The organism is Pseudomonas sp. HPB0071, assembly GCF_000478505.2.
In the GTDB taxonomy this organism is placed as follows: Bacteria; Pseudomonadota; Gammaproteobacteria; order Pseudomonadales; family Pseudomonadaceae; genus Chryseomonas; species Chryseomonas luteola.
The window spans coordinates 873,305-897,296 of the sequence record NZ_KI517367.1 but is presented as its reverse complement, the minus strand read 5'-3'; the positions used below and the strand labels follow the sequence as shown (position 1 = coordinate 897,296).

General features: G+C 54.7%; 28 protein-coding genes. 9 read left to right on the top strand and 19 right to left on the bottom strand.

Translation table 11 applies throughout. The features are described from left to right. Positions 1-4: 4 nt before the first annotated feature. The 3 genes from thiS (at position 5) to trmB (ending at position 1,803) form a co-directional block, all read left to right on the top strand. Complete coding sequence (gene thiS / locus HMPREF1487_RS04520) at positions 5-205, top strand: sulfur carrier protein ThiS (RefSeq protein ID WP_010795414.1); 201 nt, start codon at positions 5-7, stop codon at positions 203-205. An 18-nt stretch (positions 206-223) separates the two neighbouring features. Continuing rightward, positions 224-1,018: a thiazole synthase gene (locus HMPREF1487_RS04515; RefSeq protein ID WP_010795413.1), complete on the top strand. Its 795-nt coding sequence runs from the start codon at positions 224-226 to the stop codon at positions 1,016-1,018. Positions 1,019-1,131: 113 nt separating this feature from the next. After that, a complete protein-coding gene (trmB, locus tag HMPREF1487_RS04510; protein ID WP_218186942.1) occupies positions 1,132-1,803 on the top strand; it encodes a tRNA (guanosine(46)-N7)-methyltransferase TrmB in 672 nt (223 codons plus the stop codon). Positions 1,804-1,845: 42 nt separating this feature from the next. Here the strand turns inward: trmB and HMPREF1487_RS04505 are convergent, their stop codons facing one another. The 9 genes from HMPREF1487_RS04505 to HMPREF1487_RS04465 all read right to left on the bottom strand — a co-directional run bounded on the left by HMPREF1487_RS04505 (position 1,846) and on the right by HMPREF1487_RS04465 (position 10,207). Next, positions 1,846-2,169: a DUF3392 family protein gene (locus HMPREF1487_RS04505; RefSeq protein ID WP_010795411.1), complete on the bottom strand. Its 324-nt coding sequence runs from the start codon at positions 2,167-2,169 to the stop codon at positions 1,846-1,848. A 13-nt stretch (positions 2,170-2,182) separates the two neighbouring features. Continuing rightward, positions 2,183-3,340, bottom strand: coding sequence for a radical SAM family heme chaperone HemW (gene hemW / locus HMPREF1487_RS04500; protein ID WP_010795410.1), 1,158 nt, complete (start codon positions 3,338-3,340; stop codon positions 2,183-2,185). Further along, positions 3,337-3,930, bottom strand: a complete 594-nt coding sequence (gene rdgB, locus HMPREF1487_RS04495) for an RdgB/HAM1 family non-canonical purine NTP pyrophosphatase (RefSeq protein WP_010795409.1) — start codon at positions 3,928-3,930, stop codon at positions 3,337-3,339. Before rdgB ends, hemW begins: the two co-directional genes overlap by 4 nt. A 130-nt stretch (positions 3,931-4,060) precedes the next feature. Further along, a complete protein-coding gene (metW, locus tag HMPREF1487_RS04490; RefSeq protein ID WP_010795408.1) occupies positions 4,061-4,660 on the bottom strand; it encodes a methionine biosynthesis protein MetW in 600 nt (199 codons plus the stop codon). A gap of 10 nt (positions 4,661-4,670) precedes the next feature. After that, positions 4,671-5,810: a homoserine O-succinyltransferase MetX gene (locus tag HMPREF1487_RS04485; protein WP_010795407.1), complete on the bottom strand. Its 1,140-nt coding sequence runs from the start codon at positions 5,808-5,810 to the stop codon at positions 4,671-4,673. A 106-nt stretch (positions 5,811-5,916) separates the two neighbouring features. Next, on the bottom strand, positions 5,917-7,872 hold the full coding sequence (locus HMPREF1487_RS04480; RefSeq protein ID WP_010795406.1) for a dynamin family protein: 1,956 nt from the start codon (positions 7,870-7,872) through the stop codon (positions 5,917-5,919). A 158-nt stretch (positions 7,873-8,030) separates the two neighbouring features. Further along, a complete protein-coding gene (locus HMPREF1487_RS04475; RefSeq protein ID WP_010795405.1) occupies positions 8,031-8,663 on the bottom strand; it encodes a YggT family protein in 633 nt (210 codons plus the stop codon). A 9-nt stretch (positions 8,664-8,672) separates the two neighbouring features. Then, a complete protein-coding gene (gene proC, locus HMPREF1487_RS04470; protein WP_010795404.1) occupies positions 8,673-9,491 on the bottom strand; it encodes a pyrroline-5-carboxylate reductase in 819 nt (272 codons plus the stop codon). Between the two features lie 11 nt (positions 9,492-9,502). Then, positions 9,503-10,207 carry a YggS family pyridoxal phosphate-dependent enzyme gene (locus tag HMPREF1487_RS04465; protein ID WP_010795403.1) on the bottom strand — a complete coding sequence of 235 codons (705 nt, stop codon included), beginning with the start codon at positions 10,205-10,207 and terminating at the stop codon, positions 9,503-9,505. Between the two features lie 73 nt (positions 10,208-10,280). Between HMPREF1487_RS04465 and HMPREF1487_RS04460 the strand changes: the two genes are divergently transcribed. Continuing rightward, positions 10,281-11,315 carry a type IV pilus twitching motility protein PilT gene (locus HMPREF1487_RS04460; RefSeq protein WP_010795402.1) on the top strand — a complete coding sequence of 345 codons (1,035 nt, stop codon included), beginning with the start codon at positions 10,281-10,283 and terminating at the stop codon, positions 11,313-11,315. Continuing rightward, positions 11,315-12,454 carry a PilT/PilU family type 4a pilus ATPase gene (locus HMPREF1487_RS04455; RefSeq protein ID WP_010795401.1) on the top strand — a complete coding sequence of 380 codons (1,140 nt, stop codon included), beginning with the start codon at positions 11,315-11,317 and terminating at the stop codon, positions 12,452-12,454. Before HMPREF1487_RS04460 ends, HMPREF1487_RS04455 begins: the two co-directional genes overlap by 1 nt. Before the next feature lie 3 nt (positions 12,455-12,457). On the opposite strand, the gene HMPREF1487_RS04450 is transcribed toward HMPREF1487_RS04455, so the two are convergent. From HMPREF1487_RS04450 to HMPREF1487_RS04440, 3 genes are all read right to left on the bottom strand, one after another. Then, the gene (locus tag HMPREF1487_RS04450; protein ID WP_010795400.1) at positions 12,458-13,876 is read right to left on the bottom strand and encodes a UdgX family uracil-DNA binding protein; all 1,419 of its coding nucleotides are present in this window, start codon (positions 13,874-13,876) and stop codon (positions 12,458-12,460) included. A gap of 2 nt (positions 13,877-13,878) precedes the next feature. Further along, positions 13,879-15,090, bottom strand: coding sequence for a putative DNA modification/repair radical SAM protein (locus tag HMPREF1487_RS04445; RefSeq protein ID WP_010795399.1), 1,212 nt, complete (start codon positions 15,088-15,090; stop codon positions 13,879-13,881). A gap of 97 nt (positions 15,091-15,187) precedes the next feature. Further along, complete coding sequence (locus tag HMPREF1487_RS04440; protein WP_010795398.1) at positions 15,188-15,856, bottom strand: C40 family peptidase; 669 nt, start codon at positions 15,854-15,856, stop codon at positions 15,188-15,190. Between the two features lie 208 nt (positions 15,857-16,064). Here HMPREF1487_RS04440 and HMPREF1487_RS04435 point away from each other — a divergent pair, with 208 nt between their 5' ends. Beyond that, positions 16,065-16,481, top strand: a complete 417-nt coding sequence (locus HMPREF1487_RS04435) for an NINE protein (RefSeq protein WP_010795397.1) — start codon at positions 16,065-16,067, stop codon at positions 16,479-16,481. A 39-nt stretch (positions 16,482-16,520) separates the two neighbouring features. On the opposite strand, the gene HMPREF1487_RS04430 is transcribed toward HMPREF1487_RS04435, so the two are convergent. The 7 genes from HMPREF1487_RS04430 to gshB form a co-directional block, all read right to left on the bottom strand. Continuing rightward, positions 16,521-17,792: a dihydroorotase gene (locus HMPREF1487_RS04430; RefSeq protein ID WP_010795396.1), complete on the bottom strand. Its 1,272-nt coding sequence runs from the start codon at positions 17,790-17,792 to the stop codon at positions 16,521-16,523. Continuing rightward, positions 17,793-18,791 (bottom strand): aspartate carbamoyltransferase catalytic subunit, encoded by a 999-nt coding sequence (locus HMPREF1487_RS04425; RefSeq protein WP_010795395.1) that lies wholly within the window; start codon positions 18,789-18,791, stop codon positions 17,793-17,795. Between the two features lie 18 nt (positions 18,792-18,809). Then, positions 18,810-19,322 (bottom strand): bifunctional pyr operon transcriptional regulator/uracil phosphoribosyltransferase PyrR, encoded by a 513-nt coding sequence (pyrR, locus tag HMPREF1487_RS04420; RefSeq protein WP_010795394.1) that lies wholly within the window; start codon positions 19,320-19,322, stop codon positions 18,810-18,812. Then, positions 19,319-19,780: a Holliday junction resolvase RuvX gene (gene ruvX, locus HMPREF1487_RS04415; protein WP_010795393.1), complete on the bottom strand. Its 462-nt coding sequence runs from the start codon at positions 19,778-19,780 to the stop codon at positions 19,319-19,321. The genes pyrR and ruvX overlap by 4 nt, the downstream gene beginning before the upstream one ends. Then, positions 19,781-20,350 carry a YqgE/AlgH family protein gene (locus tag HMPREF1487_RS04410; protein ID WP_010795392.1) on the bottom strand — a complete coding sequence of 190 codons (570 nt, stop codon included), beginning with the start codon at positions 20,348-20,350 and terminating at the stop codon, positions 19,781-19,783. It lies immediately after the preceding gene. A 51-nt stretch (positions 20,351-20,401) separates the two neighbouring features. Then, on the bottom strand, positions 20,402-21,295 hold the full coding sequence (locus tag HMPREF1487_RS04405) for an energy transducer TonB (RefSeq protein ID WP_010795391.1): 894 nt from the start codon (positions 21,293-21,295) through the stop codon (positions 20,402-20,404). A 108-nt stretch (positions 21,296-21,403) separates the two neighbouring features. Then, the gene (gshB, locus tag HMPREF1487_RS04400) at positions 21,404-22,366 is read right to left on the bottom strand and encodes a glutathione synthase (protein WP_010795390.1); all 963 of its coding nucleotides are present in this window, start codon (positions 22,364-22,366) and stop codon (positions 21,404-21,406) included. A gap of 229 nt (positions 22,367-22,595) precedes the next feature. Here gshB and pilG point away from each other — a divergent pair, with 229 nt between their 5' ends. Genes pilG through HMPREF1487_RS04385 form a run of 3 tightly spaced genes read left to right on the top strand, consistent with a single transcriptional unit; the run spans position 22,596 to position 23,969 of the window. Next, a complete protein-coding gene (pilG, locus tag HMPREF1487_RS04395; RefSeq protein ID WP_010795389.1) occupies positions 22,596-23,003 on the top strand; it encodes a twitching motility response regulator PilG in 408 nt (135 codons plus the stop codon). 39 nt (positions 23,004-23,042) lie between these two features. Continuing rightward, positions 23,043-23,408: a twitching motility response regulator PilH gene (gene pilH, locus HMPREF1487_RS04390; protein WP_010795388.1), complete on the top strand. Its 366-nt coding sequence runs from the start codon at positions 23,043-23,045 to the stop codon at positions 23,406-23,408. Between the two features lie 24 nt (positions 23,409-23,432). Continuing rightward, complete coding sequence (locus tag HMPREF1487_RS04385; protein ID WP_010795387.1) at positions 23,433-23,969, top strand: chemotaxis protein CheW; 537 nt, start codon at positions 23,433-23,435, stop codon at positions 23,967-23,969. The last annotated feature ends 23 nt before the right edge of the window (positions 23,970-23,992 follow it).

Genomic DNA, 23,992 nt, shown 5'->3' with positions numbered 1-23,992 from the left:
TGCCATGCGCATTCAATTGAACGGCGAATCTTTCGAACTTCCTGACGGTGCCACCGTGGCGGACTTGCTCGTCCGGCTTGAACTGACCGGAAAACGGGTAGCCGTGGAGCGAAACCTCGATATCGTACCCCGCAGCCAGCACGCCGATACCACGCTTGTGGACGGCGATCAGCTGGAAGTGGTTCATGCTATTGGTGGCGGCTAGACCGCCGGAGAATCTGCCATGAACAGCAATCGTCAAGATACACCGCTTACCCTGGCCGGACGCACTTACCAGTCGCGTCTGCTGGTGGGCACCGGTAAATACAAGGACCTGGAAGAAACCCGTCTGGCCATCGAGGCGTCGGGGGCCGAAATCGTGACCGTTGCGGTTCGCCGGACCAATATCGGTCAGAATCCCGGTGAGCCTAATCTGTTGGACGTCATTCCACCGGATCGCTATACCATTCTGCCCAACACGGCTGGCTGCTATGACGCTGTTGAAGCTGTGCGTACCTGCCGTCTGGCGCGCGAGCTTCTTGATGGGCACTCACTGGTCAAGCTTGAGGTACTGGCGGATCAGAAAACGTTGTTCCCAAACGTCATCGAAACCTTGAAGGCCGCCGATACCCTGGTAAAGGATGGGTTCGATGTCATGGTGTATACCAGTGATGACCCTATCATTGCCCGTCAGTTGGCGGAGATTGGCTGTATTGCGGTTATGCCGCTGGCCGGTCTGATCGGTTCCGGTCTGGGTATCTGCAATCCGTACAACCTGCGCATCATTCTGGAAGAGGCCAAGGTGCCGGTTCTGGTCGATGCCGGTGTAGGTACTGCTTCGGATGCCACCATTGCAATGGAGCTGGGATGTGATGCCGTCCTGATGAACACCGCCATTGCCCACGCCAAGGATCCTGTCCTGATGGGCGAAGCCATGAAGCACGCCATCCTGGCAGGGCGCATGGCTTATCTGGCAGGTCGGATGCCACGCAAGCTATATGCCTCCGCCTCGTCACCTCTGGAAGGTCTGATCAGCTGATCTCGACGTTTCATTCCATCTTAACCTTAACGACCCGGCCTCCAGGCCGGGTCGTGCTGTCTTTGTGAATAGCCATGAGCGATCAGGAATTCGATAACGCACCCGCACGCCCAATGCGTACCATCAAAAGTTTTGTCATGCGTGCGGGACGTATGACGGAAGGTCAAAAAAGGGGGCTTGACCAAGGCTGGCCCCGCTTCGGTCTCGACCTGGATGCGGGGCTACAGGATTTCGACGCTGTGTTTGGTCGCCAAGCGCCTCGTACCTTTGAAATCGGCTTTGGTATGGGACACTCTCTACTGGAAATGGCAGCCGCAGCGCCGGAGCAGGACTTCATTGGTGTTGAGGTCCACCGTCCTGGGGTCGGCGCGTTGCTGAATGGTCTTCTGACCCAGCAATTGTCCAATGTGCGTGTCTATAGCTGCGATGCCTTGGAAGTGCTTCGCCAGTGCGTGGCTGATGCAAGCCTGGATCGGGTCCTACTGTTTTTCCCGGACCCATGGCACAAGGCCCGCCACCATAAGCGTCGTATCGTTCAGCCTGAGTTTGCCGAGCTGATTCGTAGCAAGCTCAAGGTTGGTGGGGTGCTGCATATGGCAACCGACTGGGAGCCCTATGCGGAATACATGCTGGAAGTCATGAGTGTCGCGCCGGGGTATCGGAATCAGGCTTCAGATGAGCGCTATGTTCCGCGTCCCGAAGAGCGACCCATCACTAAGTTCGAGCGTAGAGGTGAGCGACTTGGGCACGGTGTCTGGGATCTGAAGTTCGAGCGTACCGAATAATAAAAAAGGCCTGACAGATGTCAGGCCTTTTTTCTGCGTATCTCAGCGTCGCTCGGCTAGAACACCCAGCAGACAAGCACCGACCAGCAAGGCGGGTGCCAGGCTGTAATTGTTGAACTGTCCTAAGCCTTTCACAACCCAGGGGGTCAGGTGGGTAGTTGCTGCGCCGTAAAGACTTACTGAAGCCGAAGCCAGAACCGGAACCCGTACAAAGGTAGGCAAATTGCCCAGGCGCTGCTTCATCCAGTTGTTGATTTCAGTGCCGAACATTACCAGCAGGGTTGAAATCAGAGCCAGGGCGATCTCGGCCAGATGACCGCGGCACCAGCGAGAAGCCTCTGCAATAAGGCTAAGTAGGTAGTCCAAGCGTCATGTCTCCTTAGTCAGACAGAAAATGCTGCAGCACATCATTCAAAAAAAGCTGCCCTCGGGACGTAGGGGCCAACCTGGTCGAATCCTTCTCAAGCAGACCTTTGCCGCGTAGCGCTTCCAGTGCCCCAGATAGGCTTTCCAGGGGCTGGCCGGTTCGCTGTGGATACTGCTCACTTGAAACGCCTTCTACCAGGCGAAGGGCATTCATCATGAATTCAAAGGGCAGCTCTGCTGGCATCAGTACACGCTCACCGGCCTGGAAATGCTTGGCAGAATCCAGATAGTCCTTGGGAAGGCGCGTCTTCCAGGTGCGAATAATCTGACCATCAGGTGCGCTCAGCTTGGCGTGGGCGCCCGCGCCAATTCCAAGGAAGTCACCGAATGTCCAGTAATTCAGGTTGTGACGTGCCTGGCGTCCAGGCTGGGCATAGGCCGAGGTCTCGTATTGCCGATAACCCATTTCGGCAAGTCGAGCCTGTCCCGCTTCCTGAATATCCCAGAGGGTATCGTCTTCGGGTAGCTCAGGCGGCTGGCTCCAAAAGACGGTATTGGGCTCCATGGTGAGCTGATACCAGGAAATATGCGTAGGCGCGAGGGCAATCGCCTGTTCAAGATCTGCCATCGCATCGGCAACGCTCTGGTCTGGCAGGCCGTGCATGAGGTCCAGATTGAAGTTATCGAACCCTGCCCGACGTGCCATCTCGGCGGCTCGAACCGCTTCGTCCTGCCCGTGGATCCGGCCCAAGGCTTTTAACTTGGCATCTTGAAAACTCTGGATGCCAATTGAAAGCCGGTTGATGCCGAGCTGCCGGTAGGCGGCAAACTTGTCCTGTTCGAATGTCCCTGGGTTAGCCTCAAGGGTAATTTCGATATTGGAAGCAAAGGCAACGCGGCGTTCGACGCCTTCAAGCAAGCGCCCCAGCGCCCTGGCTGAAAACAGACTGGGAGTACCACCTCCAAAAAAGATGGAGGTCAGTGGTCGGCCATGCACATGGACAAGGTCCGCATCCAAGTCTGCCAGCAAGGCATCGACATAGGCCTCTTCAGGTAGCTTGGGTCCTGCTGCATGCGAGTTGAAGTCGCAATAAGGACATTTACGCACGCACCACGGAATATGGATATAGGCCGACAGGGGCGGCAGTTCGAACGAGGCTGATCGAATCAAAGTCCGAGCCGCTCACGAAGAATAGCCATGGCACGGGCACGGTGGCTGATACGGTTCTTTTCCTCAGGTGCCAGCTCTGCGCTCGAGCAGTCCCGCTCGGGCACCCAGAAAAGAGGGTCATACCCAAAGCCATGCTCACCTCGGGCTTCGAAGAGGATGCGCCCTTCCCAGATCCCTTCACAAACGATAGGAAGCGGGTCATCAGCGTGGCGAACCAGGGCCAGCACACTGACAAACTGAGCGCCACGCTCGGCTTCAGGAGTGCTTTCAAGAGCCTTGAGCAGCTTTGCATTGTTCGCGGCATCGCCGCGTCCTTCTGCATAGCGTGCCGAGTAGATACCGGGCGCGCCACCCAAGGCGTCGACAGCAAGGCCGGAGTCATCGGCCAGGGCGGGCAGGCCGGATACACGCGCTGCATTACGCGCTTTGAGAATGGCGTTTTCAATAAAGGAAAGTCCAGTCTCTTCCGGTTCGACCGGACTGAATTCACCGACGGAGCGCACCTTGACGGCATCTCCCAGCATGGCTTGAAGTTCTTTGAGCTTACCGGCGTTGTGGCTGGCCAGCACCAGCTCGGACAATTGAATCATGTCGTGTCATCTCTGGTTTAAGGCGGAGACAGGCGAATGCCTGCTCGCATGATATGAAATCTGGAAAGTCGATGTACGTGATTCAGATGGCGGGTCATGACGTCATCTGAGTCAGCGTGACGAACCTGTCTTACAACGACTGGCCCGTCACGCGATAAATACCGATCTCGCCCAGGAGGTTGGGCCACAGGCGGCTACCAATGCCGTGGCGGTGCTGACGGTCAACGGCCAGCCGGTCAAGCACCTTGACCTTGAGTTCGTGGCACAGACGCTCGAAATCCTCAAACGTACAGAAGTGGATGTTCGGCGTGTTGTACCAGGTATAAGGCAAGAATTCCGATACCGGCATTCGCCCGTTACGGGCCAGATACCAGCGGCAGCGCCAGTGACCAAAATTCGGGAAGGTAATGATGCATTCTCTGCCTACGCGCAGCATTTCCTCGAGAATACGATCAGGGTAATGCACCGCTTGCAGGGCCTGGCTCATGACAACAATGTCAAAACTGTTGCTGGCAAAATTCCCCAGCCCCTTATCCAAGTCTTGCTCAAGGACGTTTACACCTCTGCGAATGCACTGCTTGATGTTTTCGTCGTTGATCTCAAGGCCATAGCCGGTGACCTGCTTGTTTGTCTGCAGATAGGCAAGCAGCTCGCCATTACCACATCCCAGGTCAAGGACCCGGCTACCGGCGGGAATCCAGTCTTTGATGATATCCAGATCGGCACGCACGTTCAGGCCCTCATACAGCAATGCGATTCATATAACTAACGAAGGCTTCCAGGTACCGGGGGATCGGTAGAAGAAAAGCGTCATGCCCTTGTGGCGCGTCGATGTCGAGATAGCTGACATTCTTTTTCGCTGCAATCAAGGCATCCACGATCTCGCGTGAGCGGGCCGGTGAGAAGCGCCAGTCTGTCGTGAAGGACATGATGCAGAAATCAGCCTTTGCATCTGCAAACGTTCTGGCTAGATCACCATCGTGTGCACTGGCGGGATCAAAGTAATCCAGCGCTTTGGTCATCAGCAGGTAGGTATTAGCATCGAAGCGGCCTGAAAATTCTTCGCCCTGATAGCGCAGGTAGCTTTCGACTTGAAATTCCACACTGTGGAAGTCGTAGTTCAACTTGTCTGTCTTGAGTTCGCGGCCAAACTTCTGCCCCATTGCGTCATCGGACAGATAGGTGATGTGACCTACCATGCGGGCCAGCATGAGTCCTCGCTTGGGTACGACGTTCTGCTCATAGAAGCGACCCCCATGGAATTCTTCATCAGTCAGAATGGCTTGGCGTGCCACTTCATTAAACGCAATGTTCTGAGCTGACAGTTTGGGCGCCGAGGCGATAGCCATGCAGTGACGTACACGATCAGGGTAGCTGATGGTCCATTGCAGGGCCTGCATGCCTCCCATGCTGCCGCCTACGACGGCCGCCCATTGTTGAATGCCTAGCGCATCAGCCAGACGTGCCTGGCTATTGACCCAGTCTTCCACGGTAATGACGGGAAAGTCGGCGCCGTAGGGCTTTCCTGTAGCAGGATTGGCGCTGCCTGGGCCTGTTGATCCGTTACAGCCGCCCAGGTTGTTCAGTGCGACGACAAAGAACCGGCGGGTATCGATGGGCTTTCCTGGACCGATACAGCTGTCCCACCAGCCCGGCTTGCGATCCTCCATGCTGTGGTAGCCCGCCGCATGGTGATGGCCGGACAGGGCATGGCAAATGAGCACGGCATTGCTACGGTTTTCGTTGAGCTCTCCATACGTCTCGATGACCAGATCGTACTCGGCCAAAGACCTGCCGCAAGCCAAGGGGAGCGGCTCGGAGAAGTGAAGGACCTGAGGCGTAACCAGGCCTACGGAATCAGGGGGTATGACGCTGGGCATTTAAGGCTCTTATACGTGAGAGGGCGCCAGTCTAAAGAGCGCCATCGCAAGCGGCAAGCATCCTGCAAGCGGGGTGCTTGCCGCATCGGATAAAGGCCCGATGTGGCTAGGCGACACTTACCCCGGGGAGAGCGACGACCTTGGCATGGCGTTGGGCCGGAGCAGGGCGGCGCAACTGTCGCAAGATATCGTTGGCCTCATCAAGCTGACCTGCCAGTGTTTCGCAGTAGGTTTGCAGACGACTCTTCTGTTGCTGGGTATCCAGCGCCTGCTGGGTCAGCGCCTTGAGCTCCAGCATATTGGATTCCAGCAACTGCTTGTGCTCGCGAGTAAACTGAATGAGAGGCAGCAGGGCAACCTCGTTCCAGCGTTTGGCTTCCCGACAGGCCTGCTCATGCACGAAGACCGCTTCCTTTACCAGCGTTGCAAAGAACCGGCGAGTCAGCACACGCTGTTCAGTAAACAGCGTTTTCATCTGACGACGGAAACGATCCGACTTCTGCTGTAGCTGGCGAAGCGCACGAATCTGCGCTTTGACACGCAAACGGGGAGCATCCAGGCGATGGCCAGGATTTTCTTCGTTGTGACGCTGGTAAATCGACTGAAGAACCTTGTTCGCACGTTCGCCCTCGTAGTAAAGGGATAACATGTCGTGTTCGACGCTTTGGAAGAAGCGATGGATCGCTTCGCTGATGCCTAGTGTGGTCCAGCTTCCTGCAAGGTTATTGCGTACGTCGGTCAGGTGCCTTTCAAGGCGTGCCGGGTTCAGGGCATCGTTAAGTAGGACGGCCTGCCCCTGAAGCATCCGCTGTGTGGTGCGCAGGTTAAGTAGCCGCTTGTGATAAAGCGCATGCTCCTCACGTGTTTTTTCTATCTGCTCTGCCAGCGTCGAGCCGGTAGCGGCATTTTCCAGTAATGCATGTTGCCGCTTCATATCCTCGAAGCGTTCGCCCAGAAGCGCATGGCTGCTCGCCAGAAGTGAAATCACCTGATTGACCACTCGGCTTTGTAGCAAACGCTCTCTGTGCCCAACGATACGGTCACAGAGCAGGCGTTCGAGGGCGGCCAACTGGCTGCGCTCAAGCAGCGCTGTGTCATGGCGTACCTTGGCAAGCAAGGCTTGCTTGGCAGACAAGGGCAGTACATCCGTCATGGGAATGCCCAGATGACGAGCGCTGACCTCACGAATGCGCTGGATGGACTGATCGACGGATTCGTCACCATTCAGGTCGCCCCAGAGGGTATCGATCTTGTTGAGTACCGCGAACAGCGAGCCTTCCGCGTCGTCACTGGTTGGCTTGATGTGATGCTCCCACAGCTGAAGGTCGGAGGCTGTAACCCCCGTATCGGCCGCGAGCAGAAACAGTACGGCCTGAGCGGCTGGAAGCATCGAAAGTGTCAGTTCAGGCTCACTGCCAAGCGCGTTGAGGCCTGGCGTATCGAGTATGCGCAGGCCCTGACGCAGCAAGGGATGATCGAAGTTGATGATCGCATGGCGCCAGGTCGGGATTTCGACCATTCCGTCCTTGCTGGGCTTGTCCAGCTGCTCGGCATCGAATCCAAGGGATATGGCCTGCTCAACCGGCACTAGGCGCGTTTCGGCGACCTTTCCGAGCGCAGCTGCCATGAGGTCCGGCTGTTCGTAATCCAGTGCAATCTGTTTCCAACGGGCCGTATCGCTTCTCAGATCTGCAATACTGAGGTCATCCAGCCGTGATTCGATAGGTAGAAGCCGAATATACGGGGCTTCTGCCTTGACATCATAGAAGAGCTCGGTAGGGCACATGGTTGTTCTGCCAGCCTGGGACGGCAGCATGCGCTGCCCGTAGTCGGCAAAGAACAAGGCATTGATCAGTTCGGTTTTTCCACGCGAAAACTCACCAGCGAAAGCCAGCGTAATGTGATCGTCGCGCAGGATCTGAACACAGCGTGCCAGGGTTTCATCAAGGCTTTGCGAATTGAGGCGATTACGAACAAGCCAGCCGCTGTAGCGATTGATCTGCTGTATGAGTTCAAGCTTCCAAGTCGCGTAGGCATCGACTTGCTGAGACAGACGCTCCATACCCCATCCCTGTCATCATCATGAGCGTAATAAAGGGCGGTACGGTGCCGTAAGGCGGGTCTTGCGTCAATCAAGACCCGACGGGATTCTCTAGGCGGTCACGCAAAGTGTGTGAATGGTTAACAATAAAGGCCCCACCGAACAGATGGGGCCATCGCTTACAGGAACGGTGCGAGGACCGACGGCATACCTGACATCATGGCCAGGTTGTTGATGACCAGCATGTCGATCAATTTGATCGCAATGAACGCGAAAATGGGCGAGATATCCAGCCCGCCCAGGTTGGGCAGAAGGCGACGGAAAGGCGCCAGCACAGGTTCGCAGATCTGGTTTACAAGCTGGGCACTGGGGTTGTAACTGCCCGGCGCGACCCAGGAGAGAATCACGCTGATGATCATGGCGAAGAAAAAGACCTTGAGAAACAGGGACGCCACGGCAATCAACGACCAGATGAACAGATGGGCAATTGCTCCGCCGACGCCATATTGCATGGTGATCAGGGTGAGGCCGTTTATGCCTTCAACGTTGGTCAGGAGGAGCAGCAGAACCATGAGAACCAGCTGTACCAGTACCGCAAGCGCCAGCGATGCCAGATCGATGCCGCCAAAGCCTGGAATGACTCTGCGTAGCGGGCGCAGCAAGGGTTGTGTGGCTTTGACGATGAATTGACTCAGGGGATTATAAAAATCTGCCTTCACGAGTTGTAGAATGAAGCGCAGCAAAACAATGAGCAGATAAAGACTGCCAAGCGTTTGCAGAATAAGAATCAGGGCGGTATTCAATCCGTACATGACTACTCCTTATTTACCGAGCTCTTTCGCCAGCTCGGCCGAGCGGCGTGCAGCCGCTGAAAGTGCTTGTTGAACGAGGGCCTCGAAGCCGCCCTCCTGAAAGGTCTTGATGGCCTGTTCGGTAGTGCCGCCAGGTGAAGTGACGCGGCGGCGCAGTTCGGCCGGTGACGCCTCGCTGTTCAAGGCCATCTGGGCAGCGCCAAGGGCTGTCTGCAGGGTCAGCCGTGCTGATGTCTCCCTGTCCAGGCCAAGTGCTTCACCGGCCTGGGTCATGGCTTCCATCATCAGGAAGAAATACGCTGGGCCGCTGCCTGATACTGCCGTTACGGCATCCAGTTGCTTTTCGTCTTCTACCCAGACGGTAAGGCCTACGGCAGACAGTAACTGCTCAGCCTGATCGCGCTGGGTTGATGACACATGCTCGTTGGCATACAGGCCGCTGGCACCCTGGCGAAGCAGTGCCGGGGTGTTGGGCATGCAGCGCACCAGGGCACGCTCGCCTAGCCATTGAGTCAGGCTGGCACAGGTGATTCCAGCTGCAACAGAAACGATCAGCTGAGTGCCGGTAAGTGCGCTGGAGAGCTCCTCACAGACGCTTTTCATGACCTGTGGCTTGACCGACAGGACAATTACATCAGCCTGTTGGGCAGCCTCAAGGTTAGACGTGAATGTCTGAATCCCATGGTCAGACTCAAGCGCTGAGCGTTGTGCAGCGTCAGGATTGCTTGCAGTAATGCAGCTGGCCGGCAGTCCCTGTGCGAGAAGACCTCCAATCAGACTGGCCGCCATGTTTCCGGCGCCGATAAAGGCGATGCGGGTATCGCTCATAGGTAAATTCCTTAATGAGAAGCAGGCGAAGGGGTTGCGCTGTAATGTCTGGCACCAAACAGTGCTGTACCGATTCGAACCCAGGTCGCGCCCTCGGCAATCGCTGCTTCCAGGTCGTGGCTCATGCCCATGGACAGGGTATCAAGATTCAGGTTCAGCGCCTCGCTGAGTTTTCGTAGGGATGAAAAGGCAGCATGCTGCGCCTCAGGTTCCGTAGCGGCTTCTGGTATAGCCATCAGCCCACGTAAGACGAGGTTGGGCAGCTGAGCAACGGCACGGGCCAGCTCAGGCAGTTCTTCTGGCAAACATCCTGACTTGCTGGCCTCACCACTGATATTGACCTGTAGGCAAATATTGAGCGGGAGCATGTCCTCTGGGCGTTGCTCGGAAAGCCGCTGGGCGATTTTCAGGCGATCAACGGAATGCACCCAATCGAAATGGCTAGCGATCGAGCGTGTCTTATTGGATTGAATCGGGCCGATGAAATGCCAGGTCAAGGGCAGATCTTTCAATATCTCCTGCTTCTGGATCGCTTCTTGCAGGTAGTTCTCGCCAAAATGTTGTAACCCGCAGTTGTACGCTTCGCGTAGATCCGATGCCGGTTTGGTCTTGCTGACGGCAAGTAGACCAACGGTCTCAGGGTCACGACCACAAGCCTGCGCTGCGGCTTGGATACGGGTGCGTACTGTTGCGATATTTTCAGCTATCGTTGACATTCAACCTCGTTCTCTAAATACCGCTGCTGATAAGGCGGCATTCTACCTGCTTGTTTGTATTAAGGGAGTCTTCATGGATATCACGGAACTGCTGGCGTTTTGTGCCAGACAGGGTGCATCCGACCTACACCTTTCCTCCGGTTTGCCACCCATGATCCGTGTCGACGGCGATGTTCGACGCATCAACCTGCCCGCTTTCAACGATAAGCAGGTGCATGCGCTCATCTACGACATCATGAATGACAAGCAGCGCAAGGATTATGAAGAATTCCTTGAAACCGACTTTTCGTTCGAGGTGCCAGGCATTGCACGCTTTCGTGTCAATGCCTTCAATCAGAACCGTGGACCGGGTGCCGTATTCCGTACTATTCCCTCTAAAGTGCTTTCGATGGAAGAGCTGGGAATGGGCGATGTGTTTCGCAAGATAACCGATGTTCCTCGTGGTCTAGTGTTGGTCACCGGTCCTACAGGCTCCGGCAAGTCAACGACGCTGGCGGCCATGCTGGATTACCTGAATAACACCAAGTATCACCATATCCTGACTATCGAAGACCCGATCGAATTCGTTCACGAGTCCAAGAAATGCCTGGTCAACCAGCGGGAAGTGCACCGCGATACTCTAGGCTTCTCGGAGGCATTGCGCTCTGCGCTGCGTGAGGACCCGGATATCATTCTGGTCGGTGAGCTGCGTGACCTTGAAACGATCCGGCTGGCGCTGACCGCTGCGGAAACCGGACACTTGGTATTTGGTACGCTGCACACCACATCGGCCGCCAAAACGATCGACCGTATCGTGGACGTTTTCCCGGCCGAAGAGAAATCCATGGTTCGCTCGATGTTGTCCGAGTCGCTGCAGGCCGTTATCTCTCAGACCCTCGTCAAGAAGGTCGGCGGGGGCCGTGTGGCTGCCCATGAAATCATGATTGGGACGCCTGCGATCCGCAACCTCATTCGTGAAGACAAAGTGGCGCAGATGTACTCTGCCATCCAGACAGGTGGTGGTCTTGGAATGCAAACGCTGGATATGTGCCTGAAAAACCTGCTGGCGAAGGGGTTGATCAGTCGCGACAGCGCTCGTGAGAAAGCCAAGATTCCGGAGAACTTCTGATGGAATTCGAAAAGCTGCTGCGGCTGATGGTCGAAAAGGGCGGCTCCGATCTATTCATTACAACCGGTGTTCCACCGTCCATGAAGGTGAACGGTCGTGTTCTGCCGGTAACCAAGGAGCCGCTTTCGCCTGATCAGGCTCGGGAAGTGGTCCTTGGCGTCATGAATGAACAGCAGAGAGCGGAGTTCGCCGAAAAGCATGAATGCAATTTTGCGATCAGCTCCAGAGGGGTGGGGCGTTTTCGGGTAAGTGCGTTCTATCAGCGTAACCTGGTGGGCATGGTGCTTCGGCGTATCGAGGTAAACATCCCTACGCTTGATCAGTTGCGTCTGCCCGAGGCGTTGAAAAAACTGTCCATGACCAAGCGTGGCCTGGTGCTGTTCGTCGGGGCAACCGGCACGGGCAAATCCACGTCGCTAGCTGCCATGATTGGTCACCGCAACAAGAACTCCACTGGCCATATCATCTCGATCGAAGACCCTATCGAATACATTCACCAGCACCAGAACTGCATTGTGACGCAGCGGGAAGTGGGCCTGGATACAGAGTCTTTTGAGGTCGCGCTGAAGAACACGCTTCGTCAGGCACCTGATGTCATCATGATCGGCGAGGTACGTACTCGGGAAACCATGGAGTATGCGGTGGCATTCGCCGAGACCGGCCACCTGTGTTTGGCAACGTTACACGCTAACAATGCGAACCAGGCGTTGGAGCGGATCATCCACTTTTTCCCGGCTGATCGGCATCAGCAGATATGGATGGACCTTTCGCTCAACCTCAAGGCCATTGTGGCTCAACAGCTGGTTCCCACGGTTGATGGTAAGGGCCGTAGGGCGGTTATCGAAGTGTTGATCAACACGCCGTTGGCGGCAGACCTGATTCGGAAGGGAGAGGTGCATGAGCTCAAGCCGCTCATGAAGCGCTCGACGGAATTGGGTATGCAAACGTTCGATCAGGCCTTGTACCAGTTGTATCGCGACGGTGAGATCAGCTACGAAGATGCGTTGGCGCATGCGGACTCTGCCAATGATCTGCGCTTGATGATCAAGCTGGGCTCCGAAACCGATGCGGATCATTTGACGAACATTACTCAAGGACTCTCCCTGGATATGGGCGAGGACAGCAAGCGTTTCCGATAACCTTTAAGGCTCAAGTAGCTGCCTGGCCTGTACCAGGGCTGCGATAAGCGCTGCTTGGGCCTGTCTCTGCCTGGCTTCCTCGGGTACGCGTAGAACATAGGATGGGTGATACGTGACGATCAGCCACCGCCCCTGCCACTGTGTAACACGACCCATATACTCACTCAATGAGCCTGGTTTTCTGTGCATCAGGGACTCCAGTGCGGTAGCCCCTAATGCAACAATGACGTCCGGCTTGATGGTATCCAGCTCGTTCTCGAGCCAATGGCGGCACGGGGCGATCTCAACGGTAGGGGTAACGTGTTTGCGTCGACGTCCCTGTGGCGTCCACTTGAAATGCTTGACGGCATTGGTCAGATAGAGCGATTCCCGCTGCAGGCCTGCCTCTCGAATAGCTCGATCAAGCACCTGCCCAGCGGGCCCCATGAAAGGGCGGCCTTGCAGATCTTCCTGATCGCCGGGCTGCTCGCCTATCAGGAAAAGCCTCGCATTGAGAGGCCCCTCGCCTGGAACGGCTTGAGTGGCGCGCTGCCAGAGCGGACAGCGACGGCAGGTTTCCAGGGTGCTTGGTTGTTCGCGTACCGGTAATACCTCAGCAGCTGATACGGGTACCGTTTTTCCTGTCTGTTCGCTTACGCTTTTTGCTTGGGCCGTTCGCTGCGTACCGGTGCGCGCCTCGCTAAGCAGTGTGGGGATCAACGGTCCCTCCGGCAGGTCTTTCCAGAATCGCCTGGGCATATGTCCCGTCATGACCTTGGGGTTGGCTCGGGCGGGATTGAATGTGCTTGCGTAATAAGCCATCCAGAGGCGCTCGCCATCATCACGTTGCTGTTTAGCAAGCGCTTCCAGTCCTGTGGGGCAGGGGGCCTCGAGCGTTAATGTCTTTCCATCCCATAATGCGGCTGCCTCCGGTGTGGCGATCAGCCAGGAGCTATTCCCCATCCGGTTGCAGAAATGTGGAGCGGCCAGCGCCAACACATCATGAGCCGGTTCATGCCAGGCAACGTAATGGGGGTTACCCGCATGCTCGCCCCGCTGTTTAAAGCGTAGGAAAGCATGTAAATGATGAATTTCTCGTCTGACTGCCTTGGCCCAACGGCGCAATTCGCTACCATCCTCGTCACCAGCCAACATCGCTGCTTGATCACCCCGTACGACTCGCCACAGGACACGGTATAGCAGTGCCCAACGCTGGGGATGTCGATAACAGGCTGCCAAGTTCAATAAGTCTGCAAGTTGCCTGGGTACTCGGATAGTTGATGAGGCCGTTTCCAATGGCTGTGCATCTGCGGTAGCAAACAAATCATTTGATAGAGGCTCGGTTTGCCAACTGATTTCATGGGGCGCTATGTCCTGCTCTAGCAACTGTCTGGCTACGCGCCGCCAACCTGCAAACGAGCCGTCAAAGGAAACAGTGCGCATAGTCACCAGAGCGCCAATTGGGCAGGCTTTTCACTGAGTTGGGTACGAAGGTGCAAGGACTCCGCAAGCATGGAGCTGGGGCGATAATCGTGAACAATGATGAATGGCTTGGCTTTTTCCAGGCTGCAACGAAGACGAATGAGATCTGCATAGCGGATACGCCGTTGCTGTCTTAATGTCACGAGGCGCTTGGCTGACAGCATCCCAATGCCTGGAACCCGAGCAATTAACGCAGGCTCCGCCTGATTGAGATCGAGGGGAAAGGTGTCACGGTTACTCAGAGCCCAAGCAAGCTTAGGATCAATATCCAGCGGGAGATTTCCACCTTCCGTTGGTAATTCCGTGGCCGTAAAACCGTAACCTCTAATAAGAAAATCTGCTTGATAAAGTCGATGTTCGCGCAATAAAGGCGGAGTTATGAGAGGTACGGAGTTCGGACTATCCGGGATGGGGCTGAACGCCGAATAGTACACGCGTTTCAGCTGATAGGCGCCGTACAGGGTTTGCGCGGTATCCAGTATGGTCCGGTCATCAGTAGCATCAGCGCCTATGATCATCTGCGTACTTTGCCCAGCCGGCGCAAAGCGTGGCGCATTCTTTTCCGCCGCTGTTTCCTCCAGACCAAGACGGATCGTGCCCATGGCTTTTTTGATGCTGCGAACCTCCTTTTCAGGGGCAAGACGTGTCAGGCCCGATTCGGTAGGCAGTTCGATATTGACTGAAAGTCGATCGGCATAAAGCCCTGCCTTGGCGATCAGTAAGGGATCTGCGTCAGGAATGGTCTTTAGATGAATATAGCCTCGAAACTGATGCTCTTCGCGCAGTAACTGGGCCACTCGGATCAGCTGCTCCATCGTATAGTCTGCCGAGCGGATAATTCCTGAGCTCAAGAAGAGACCGCTGATGGTATTGCGCCGATAAAAATCGAGCGTAAGTTTTACGACTTCTTCCGGCGTGAAACGAGCGCGGGGGACATTGCTGGACCTACGATTGACACAATACTGGCAGTCGTAGAGGCAAAAGTTGGTCAGTAAGATTTTAAGCAGGGAGACGCAACGGCCATCGGGCGTAAAGCTGTGGCAAATACCCATGCCATCTGTGGCGCCTAGACCATCCTTACCCTTAGATGAGCGCTTGGGTGCTCCACTACTGGCACATGACACGTCATATTTGGCTGCGTCAGCCAAAACGATGAGTTTGTCGGTCAACTCCATGAAGCAGCCCTTTATACTGTATATGTGCACAGTATAAAGGGCTGCAGAAAGTCTTCAACCGCTTCTGCTCAACGGTGGGCTTACGGTAGCGCTATCGTTAGGACTTGTGTGGGTTAGGCGCACTACGCGGGCGCACCTGCTGTTCACTGGTGGCAACCATCTGAGGAAGAACACGCTTGGCTGAGGCGAAACGCGTTTTCCAGTAGGGACGGCTAAGATGATCAATCCGTACGCTTTCTCCGCGACGTGGTGCATGGATAAAGCGGTCATGGCCCATATAAATCGCAACATGGTCAACATTGCGGCCATGTATCTTGAAAAAGATCAAATCGCCAGGTTTTAGATCCTTTTTTCCAACCTTCATGCCATCCATGCGAGCCAGCTCCTGAGAGGTACGAGGTAGCTCAAGATTCTGGACGTCACGGTATACATAATTCACGAGTCCGCTGCAGTCAAAACCATGCTTAGGTGTTGTGCCGCCCCAACGGTAGGGTGTCCCTAGTACATCGATTGCGCGGTTGACTACTTTGGTGCTTTCCTTGGCCGCAGCATGCTGAGCGGCAGCATGTGCTTGCACAATGGTTCCCGCCTTGGGCTTGGCAGGAGCATAAACATGTTGTGTACGTGCCTTGGGTTTATTGGCACGTGGTGCTGACTTGGCATGAGCCGGAGCGGCAGCGCGAGCACTAACGGCTTCTTTGGCCTGGACTGCCGTCACAGGCAGTACCAAACAGGCTGATAGCCAGGTAATGAGTAAAGAGCGCATTGTCGACGGACCTGATAATCAAAATCGCGCAACTTTATATCAGATCGATAGTTTTATTTCCGCTCCGCCGGTCGAGATATTTATCAAAAATCAGCGGTTCATGTCGCAAAAGGTTTCTATACCAGTTGGAATCACTGGCAGAATGACCAGTGAAATCAAAAAATCTTGCTTATGAAGCAGACATTACCGCTCTGTGACTGAGGTTGTCATGAAGTACCAAAACGATACGCATAGCAAAGTGCTTGGATACCTGTTGTGGATTTTTGGCTTTCTGGGTGCTCATCGCTTTTATTACGGAAAGCCGGTTACCGGCACCATTTGGTTTTTTACGCTAGGCCTTCTAGGGGTTGGCTGGCTGATCGACCTGTTCCTGATCCCCAGCATGGATCGTGAGGCAGATATGCGGTTCCAGGGCGGTCGCGTCAATTACAGCATTGCATGGATACTGTTGACGTTTCTGGGCATTTTTGGCGTTCATCGGTTGTACATGGGTAAATGGATTACGGCCATTCTGTACTTCTTTACCGGCGGATTTTTCCTGTTGGGTGTGTTGTACGATTTCTGGACGCTGAACGATCAGGTCTCCATCGAGAATCGGCAGAAAGGAGGCGGTATTCTAGGGTAGGGATGAGCGAACCCGCTGTACACAGCGGGTTCGCTGGTTTCAGGCCTGATACGTTGTCTTGCCTGCAACCAGTGTGTGGCGAACCCTTCCCGGCAGCTCTACGTCCATGAATGGCGTATTGCGCCCGCGTGAGAGCCAGGGCTTGCCTACGGTGGTACGCTCTTCGAGCGAGAAGAGGACGATATCGGCTGGAGTACCTACTGATAACTGACCGGCAGGCAGATCCAATATAGAGGCAGGGCCACTTGTTAGCCTGTGAAGGGCAGTCGATAAATCCAGTAACCCTTCTTCTACAAGCTTCAGGGTCAGAGGTAACAACAGTTCTGCACTGCTGATACCGGGCTCGGTGGCTGCGAAAGGCGCAAGCTTCGCATCTTCTTCATGCGGCTGGTGATGACTGGCAATGGCCTGTACTACGCCGCTTCGTACTGCTTCACGCAACGCCTGCCTGTCTCGCTCAGTGCGAAGAGGCGGCTGCACATGGTAAAAACTGGAAAACCCTTCAAGCCGTTCATCAGTAAGAAACAGTTGATACAACGCTACATCGGCGGTGACAGGGAGCCCCCGTGCCTGCGCTTCAGCAATCATCTCGATTCCACGGGCGCTGGTCAGCTGGCTAAAGTGTGCTCGTACGCCGCTTTGCTCAACCAGAAGAAGGTTTTGGGATAGGGCAACGGTTTCAGCTGTCTCTGGTATGCCAGCAAGACCTAGGAAGCTAGCGGTAGGGCCCTCATGAGCCAGCCCGCCTTCTGCTAGATCAGCATCCTGAGACGTAAAGATAACCTTCAAATCAAAGGTCGCTGCGTACTCCAGTGCTCGCCGAAGCGTGCGCATGCCTGCCATGGGAGCCAGCCCATTGGTAAAGGCTACACAGCCTGCACTGTGCAATGTAACGAGTTCGGCAAGTTGCTCTCCGGCCAACCCTTTTGTCAGGGCACCAACAGGAAAGACACGCGCTTTACCTGCCGCTTGCGCACGATCCAGAATGAGTTCGGTGACCGCAGTAGTATCCAGTACGGGCTTGGTAGACGGCGGACAACACAGGCTGGTTGTACCACCTGCTGCCGCTGCCTGCGTTTCGCTTTCTATAGTGCCTTTTCGGGTATGGCCTGGTTCGCGGAGCGACACATTCAGATCAACAAGGCCGGGAGCTGCTATCAGTCCAGAGGCATCAATTACAGTTTCTGCCTTGAAACTAACAGGGGCTTCACCCAAGGCAATGATATTGCCTTGGGAAACGTGAATATCGGTTATTTGATCGAGGCGGGTGGCGGGATCTATTACCCGCGCCTTGATAATGCTCAGAGTCACTTAGATATTCTCCTGCTCAAGTTGACGCTGGGCCGTTTGCCCGCTCATTGCCATGGATAGAACAGCCATCCGTACGGCAATGCCGTAGGTCACCTGATTGAGAATCACAGATTGACTCCCGTCAGCGACGGCCGACTCTATTTCCACTCCACGGTTGATCGGTCCGGGGTGCATGACAATTGCGTCTGGTTTAGCCTGAGCCAGGCGTTGTGTGGTCAGTCCGAACAGCTTGTAATACTCGCCTTCGCTGGGCAGTAGCCCACCCTGCATCCGTTCGCGTTGAAGACGCAGCATGATGACTACATCCACATCTTTCAGTCCGGCCGCCATGTCCGTAAACGTTTTTACGCCATAACTATCTTCAAGGCCGATGGGCAGGAGCGTGCGTGGTGCGACGACGCGAATGTCCTGGCAGCCCAGGGTCCGTAGCGCCAGCATATTCGAACGCGCCACGCGGGAGTGCAGGATGTCCCCAACAATCGCAACAGACAGTTTTTCGAAATCACCTTTGTGACGGCGAATGGTGAGCATATCGAGCATGCCCTGTGTGGGATGTGCATGACGGCCGTCACCGCCATTGATGATTGCTACCTGTGGACAAACATGCTCAGCAATAAAATGTGCAGCGCCGGAGTCGGCATGTCTGACTACGAACATGTCCGCCGCCATGGCTTCCAGGTTTCGTAAGGTATCGAACAGTGTTTCGCCTTTGCTGGTCGAGGAAGTCGAAACGTTCAGTGTGATGACATCGGCAGAAAGCCGCTTGGCCGCTAGCTCGAAAGTGGTTCTAGTCCGGGTTGAGTTTTCAAAGAAAACATTGCATACCGTTTTGCCGCGCAACAAAGGTACTTTCTTGACTGCGCGTGCGCCTACTTCAAGAAAGGAGTCTGCTGTATCAAGCAGTTCGGTCAGCAAAGGGCGAGGTAAGTCATCCAGGGAAAGAAAATGGCGCAACTGACCATTGGCATTCAGTTGCAAGGAACGCGTAGCGTTGGTCATGGCGGTAAGCCTTGAGTGTCAAATAGCAGAAGAAAGGGCTTTTCGTTCAAAGGCCAGGGGAGTAGGCCCTGTCAGCTTGATGCGCTCATCCGGACCCAAGGGAAGCGTTTGACCAACAATGTCGGGGCGAATAGGAAGTTCGCGCGCCTCCAGATCCAATAGGCAGACGAGGGTCACGCTGGCTGGGCGGCCATAATCGAACAATTCATTCAATGCCGCACGAATGGTGCGCCCGGTCATAAGCACATCGTCAACCAGAACAAGGTGCCTGCCTTCTATTTCAAAGGGGAGGGCAGAGGGTTGTACCTGTGGATGCAACCCATTCTGAGTAAAGTCATCCCGATAGAATGAAACATCCAGGGTGCCTAGGGGCCATTCATTTTGAAGAGCATCCAGTAGCGCTTGAGCAACCCAGACACCTCCGGTTCGGATTCCCACCAAGCAGGGTTCGCTAATACCCTTGCGCTCAAGGTGGCGAGTCAATTGATCCGCCATTTGCGGAATTAGATCGGTAGGATTCGGGGTGCTCATGCATTCTCCTGCGGAGGCTCGGGTTTGACCGTCTCGGCTTGGGCAGTAAGCCAGCCTTCAAGGAGCATGGCAGCGGCCAAGGCGTCGACAGGGCGCTCACGGTAACCATCACGCTGGCCTTGGGCAAGACGTACACCCTTGGCTTCGTATGTGGTCAGGCGCTCATCGTGGGTGTAAACAGGTAGATTGAATCGACCATTGAGGCGTCGTGCGAATTTCTCCGCACGTGTACTCATCTCGCTAGACGTACCGTCCATATTCAATGGAAGGCCCACTACCAGCGCATCGGGTTGCCACTCTTTAAGCAGGCTCTCAACCTTCGACCAGTCCGGCACACCATTTTGTGCTTTGAGAATGCGTAGCTCTCGAGCTTGGCCTGTCACAGGCTGGCCCACCGCAACGCCTATCTGGCGCGTGCCGTAGTCAAATCCCAGTACCAGCTTAAATGAGGAAATCATTCAGGCATGACCCGATTGGCTGGTCAATAAGGATAGGTTGATACCTAGCTGGGCCGCCGCTGCTTTCAAACGAAGCTCACTGGGAACATCGAACAGAATGGATGGGTCGGCCTCGCAGGTAAGCCAGGCATTTTCAGCCAGCTCGACTTCAAGCTGGCCTGCTTCCCACCCGGCGTAGCCCAAGGCAATCAGGTGCTGCTCGGGCCCGTGGCCATCGGCTATGGAAAACAAGATGTCCTGAGAGGTGGAAAGTGCCAGCTCACCCAGCTCCAGTGTTGCCTGGAATTGCGGGCCGGATGGATGAAGAACAAAGCCGCGCTCGACTTGCACTGGTCCGCCGTTATAAATGGCAGTGCTTCTCGAGGAGAGCGGCGGCGCTTCATCAGGGCGCAGCTGTTCCAGAACATCTTCCAGATTTAATGCGCTGGGCTTGTTGATGATAATGCCCATGGCACCATCCTCGCCGTGCTCAACCAGATAGATGAGCGTCTGGGCAAAGTTGGAGTCCGCCATGTGCGGCATGGCGATCAAAAGATGGTTTTTGAGGTATTGCGGAGTGCTAGCGTTCATGCTGCTAGTTTCTAGCTTCACGTAGGAAGCTTCAAGCCTAACTCAACAACATTATTGGCTGGCGAGTCGGTCTCCACGCTCAAAGCGCCATGTCCGTATGATTTCAAGCCTGTCGATATCGCTGAGGTCTCCGCTAAACGGTGCAAATGGCGCAGCCAGGCGCACAATGCGCAGGGCAGCCTGATCAAGCACGGTCTGTCCAGAGGACTCGAGGATTTGAACCTCGTAAAGCGAGCCGTCTCGGTTGATAGAGACCAGCAGACGAAGACTTCCGTAAAGTCGTTCTCGGCGGGCTTGTTCTGGATAGTTCAGGTTGCCGACGCGTTCGATCTTCTTGCGCCAGTCTTCCTTGTACCAGGCGCCTTTGTCCTTCATAGTAGAGGCTGCATTGATCCGGTAGATCTTTGGCCGCTTGGCATACTGCTGACGCTCCTGGGAAAGCTGGGCCTCAAGGCTGGCTATTTCGCTTGAGATCTGAGAGTTATCAAAGTGAGGTGTTTCTCGGGCGACAGCTTCTGGCTCGGGTTTTTCTTTCCGAGTAGGTGCTTTGTCCTGACGTGCCGACTTGGTCGTGACGGCGGCCTTGGAGGTCTTGGGTTCAGTGGTTTGCCGAGGGGAAGTCGGCTTGACGGCAGGCTTTATCTCGCTGTCTTTGAATGGCACCTCTTCTGTAGTGCTGGGGGCCAGTGCCTTATCAAGCGTGCCGCTGCCCTGCTGATTTTCCTGGGCCAGAAAATCCGCTTTCTCCGGCGCCTTGTCGCTCTTGAATGAGGCGAGTGTAATCTCAAGGGACTTGCTGACTTCACTAGGTTCCGGCATGGAAAAGCCCAAGCCCAAAATCAGAACGACATGAACCAGTGCCGCTATAAAGAGGGTAAAGCCAAGACGGTCTGCAGGGCGAACGGCAGAGGCGGCAGGCAGCGTATTTGGGATAGCGGCATTCATGATGAGTAGTTGAGATTACGCTATGAGAAAACTGCTAACCGGCAGGACGATCCTGTCGTGCCGGTTGATGACTATTTGAGGAAGTCTGAAGAGAGTTGGGACAAATGTCTATCGTCCAGGTCTCATCGCCACCTTCTTTTCGATGACATCCATCAGCCGCTCAGCGATGCGGGTATCGTAGGCGTTATCAATTTCCCGAATACAGGTAGGGCTGGTCACGTTGATTTCCGTCAGATGCTCGCCAATTACATCCAGTCCTACAAATAGTAGGCCACGCTTGCGAAGCTCAGGTCCTACCTTGGCCGCGATCTCTCTGTCCCTGTCAGACAAGGGCTGCGCGACACCCCGGCCACCCGCCGCCAGATTGCCTCGGGTTTCGCCTTGAGCCGGTATTCTGGCAAGGCAGTACTCCACGGGTTCGCCATCGATCATGAGTACACGCTTGTCGCCACTCTTGATAGCCGGTAGGTAGCGCTGCGCAATGATCTGTTGTGTTCCGTGCTGTGTCAGCGTTTCCAGTATGACCGACAGGTTCGGGTCGCCTTCGCGGTGTCTGAAGATGGACGAGCCACCCATTCCATCGAGCGGCTTGAGGATGACGTCCTGATGGGTTTGGGCAAATTCCCGAATCAAGTCGGCACGGCGACTGACCAGTGTAGGGGGTGTCAATTCTGGGAATAAAGTGGCAAAAAATTTCTCATTGCAGTCGCGAAGGCTGGAGGGCTTGTTAACAATCAACGATCCTTCCCGCTCTGCCTGTTCCAACATATAAGTAGCATAGACATACTCATTGTCGAAGGGTGGATCCTTGCGCATCAGAATGACGTCTAAGTCTGCAAGAGGAATGTCCAGCTCATCATGCAGGTCGTACCAGTGTTCAGAATTTTGATGTACCTTCAATAAACGGCAGCGCGCACGAGATTTGCCGTCAAGGTGGTACAGGTCCTGCATCTCCATGTAATGTAGTGTCCATCCACGCGCCTGAGCAGCCCACAACATGGCAAGGGAACTGTCTTTTTTGTAGGCAATATGGGCAATGGGATCCATAACTATCCCGATGCGTATGCTCATTGATCGATTCTCCAAAGCAAACGGTTTGACGGCTCTGATCGGCCGACACTGATGAATGCTCAGAGTGGCGATAGCGCGCTTAGTTATCAAGAAAAACCGGTAGTCCGGTGGTTAATAGATAGACCCTGTAGACTGTGCTAAAAAGATTCGATTTCCAGCCGATAGCTTAAAAGGGCTGGAATGCATTGATAAAGGCGTCATAACTCGCCTATGTGGTGGTAAAGCAAACATGGAACAGTACTCCGAAGGTCTGAAGGTAATGGTAATCGATGATTCGAAAACGATTCGTCGAACCGCCGAGACGCTTCTCAAGAAAGTAGGCTGCGAAGTTATTACTGCCGTCGATGGATTCGATGCGCTCGCAAAAATTGCGGATAACCATCCCAACATCATTTTCGTTGATATCATGATGCCTCGTTTGGACGGTTATCAGACCTGTGCGCTTATCAAGAACAATAGCGCATTCAAATCGACGCCGGTCATCATGCTTTCTTCGCGTGACGGCCTCTTTGACAAGGCTAAGGGTCGGATCGTTGGGTCCGATCAATACCTGACCAAACCGTTCAGCAAAGAAGAGCTGATCGGCGCAATAAAAAACCATGTGCCTAATTTTACCCCAGTCGAGCATACGTCCTGAGGCGTCTGGTTCGTGGTACTGACCAAGTAGGATTCGAAAATGGCTAGAATTTTGATAGTCGATGATTCACCGACTGAAATGTACAAGCTGACCGCCATGCTGGAAAAGCACGGCCATCAGGTTCTCAAGGCTGAAAACGGTGCTGATGGCGTTGCCTTGGCTCGTCAGGAAAAGCCCGATGTCGTTCTGATGGACATCGTGATGCCCGGTCTGAACGGTTTTCAGGCAACCCGTCAGTTAACCAAGGACAGCGAAACCAGCCAGATCCCTGTCGTTATCGTGACGACCAAGGATCAGGAGACCGACAAGGTCTGGGGCAAGCGTCAAGGTGCGCGTGATTATCTGACGAAGCCGATTGATGAAGACACATTGTTGAAAACCTTGGCTGGTGTACTCAGCGCTTAAGGTCATTCAAGGCAGGATCTTCATATGAATGGAAGCCATACTCCTTATACCCTTTTCGCTCAGATCGATCAGCGATGCCGGGACCTGGCGGCGGGATTGCCTGCTCAGCAGGAGGTGGTGCGCTCATGGAGCGGGGTCGGGTTCCGTATGGGAGGCCGTCTGTTTGTTGCTCCAATGGGGGAGGTAAGTGAAATTCTCCATGAGCCTCGTTATACCCTTTTACCTGGCGTAAAAAACTGGGTGAAGGGTGTAGCCAATGTTCGCGGACGCTTGCTTCCCTTGATGGATCTCAATGGATTTCTGGGCGGCGAGTCATCGTCTGTTCGTGCTCAGCGCCGTGTTCTGGTTGTTGATCACCAGGACATTTATGCTGGACTGATCGTCGATGAAGTGTTTGGTATGCAACATTTTTCAATCACTTCCTTCAGTGAAAAGTCCGCTGCGCCGATAGAAAAGCTAGAGGCTTTTATTCACGGGGTTTTTACCCGGGAATCGGAGTGGTTGGTTTTCAGTCCACACGCACTGGTTCAACACCAGCAGTTTTTAAACGTTGCCGCTTAGCGCACAACGTAACATCAGTATCG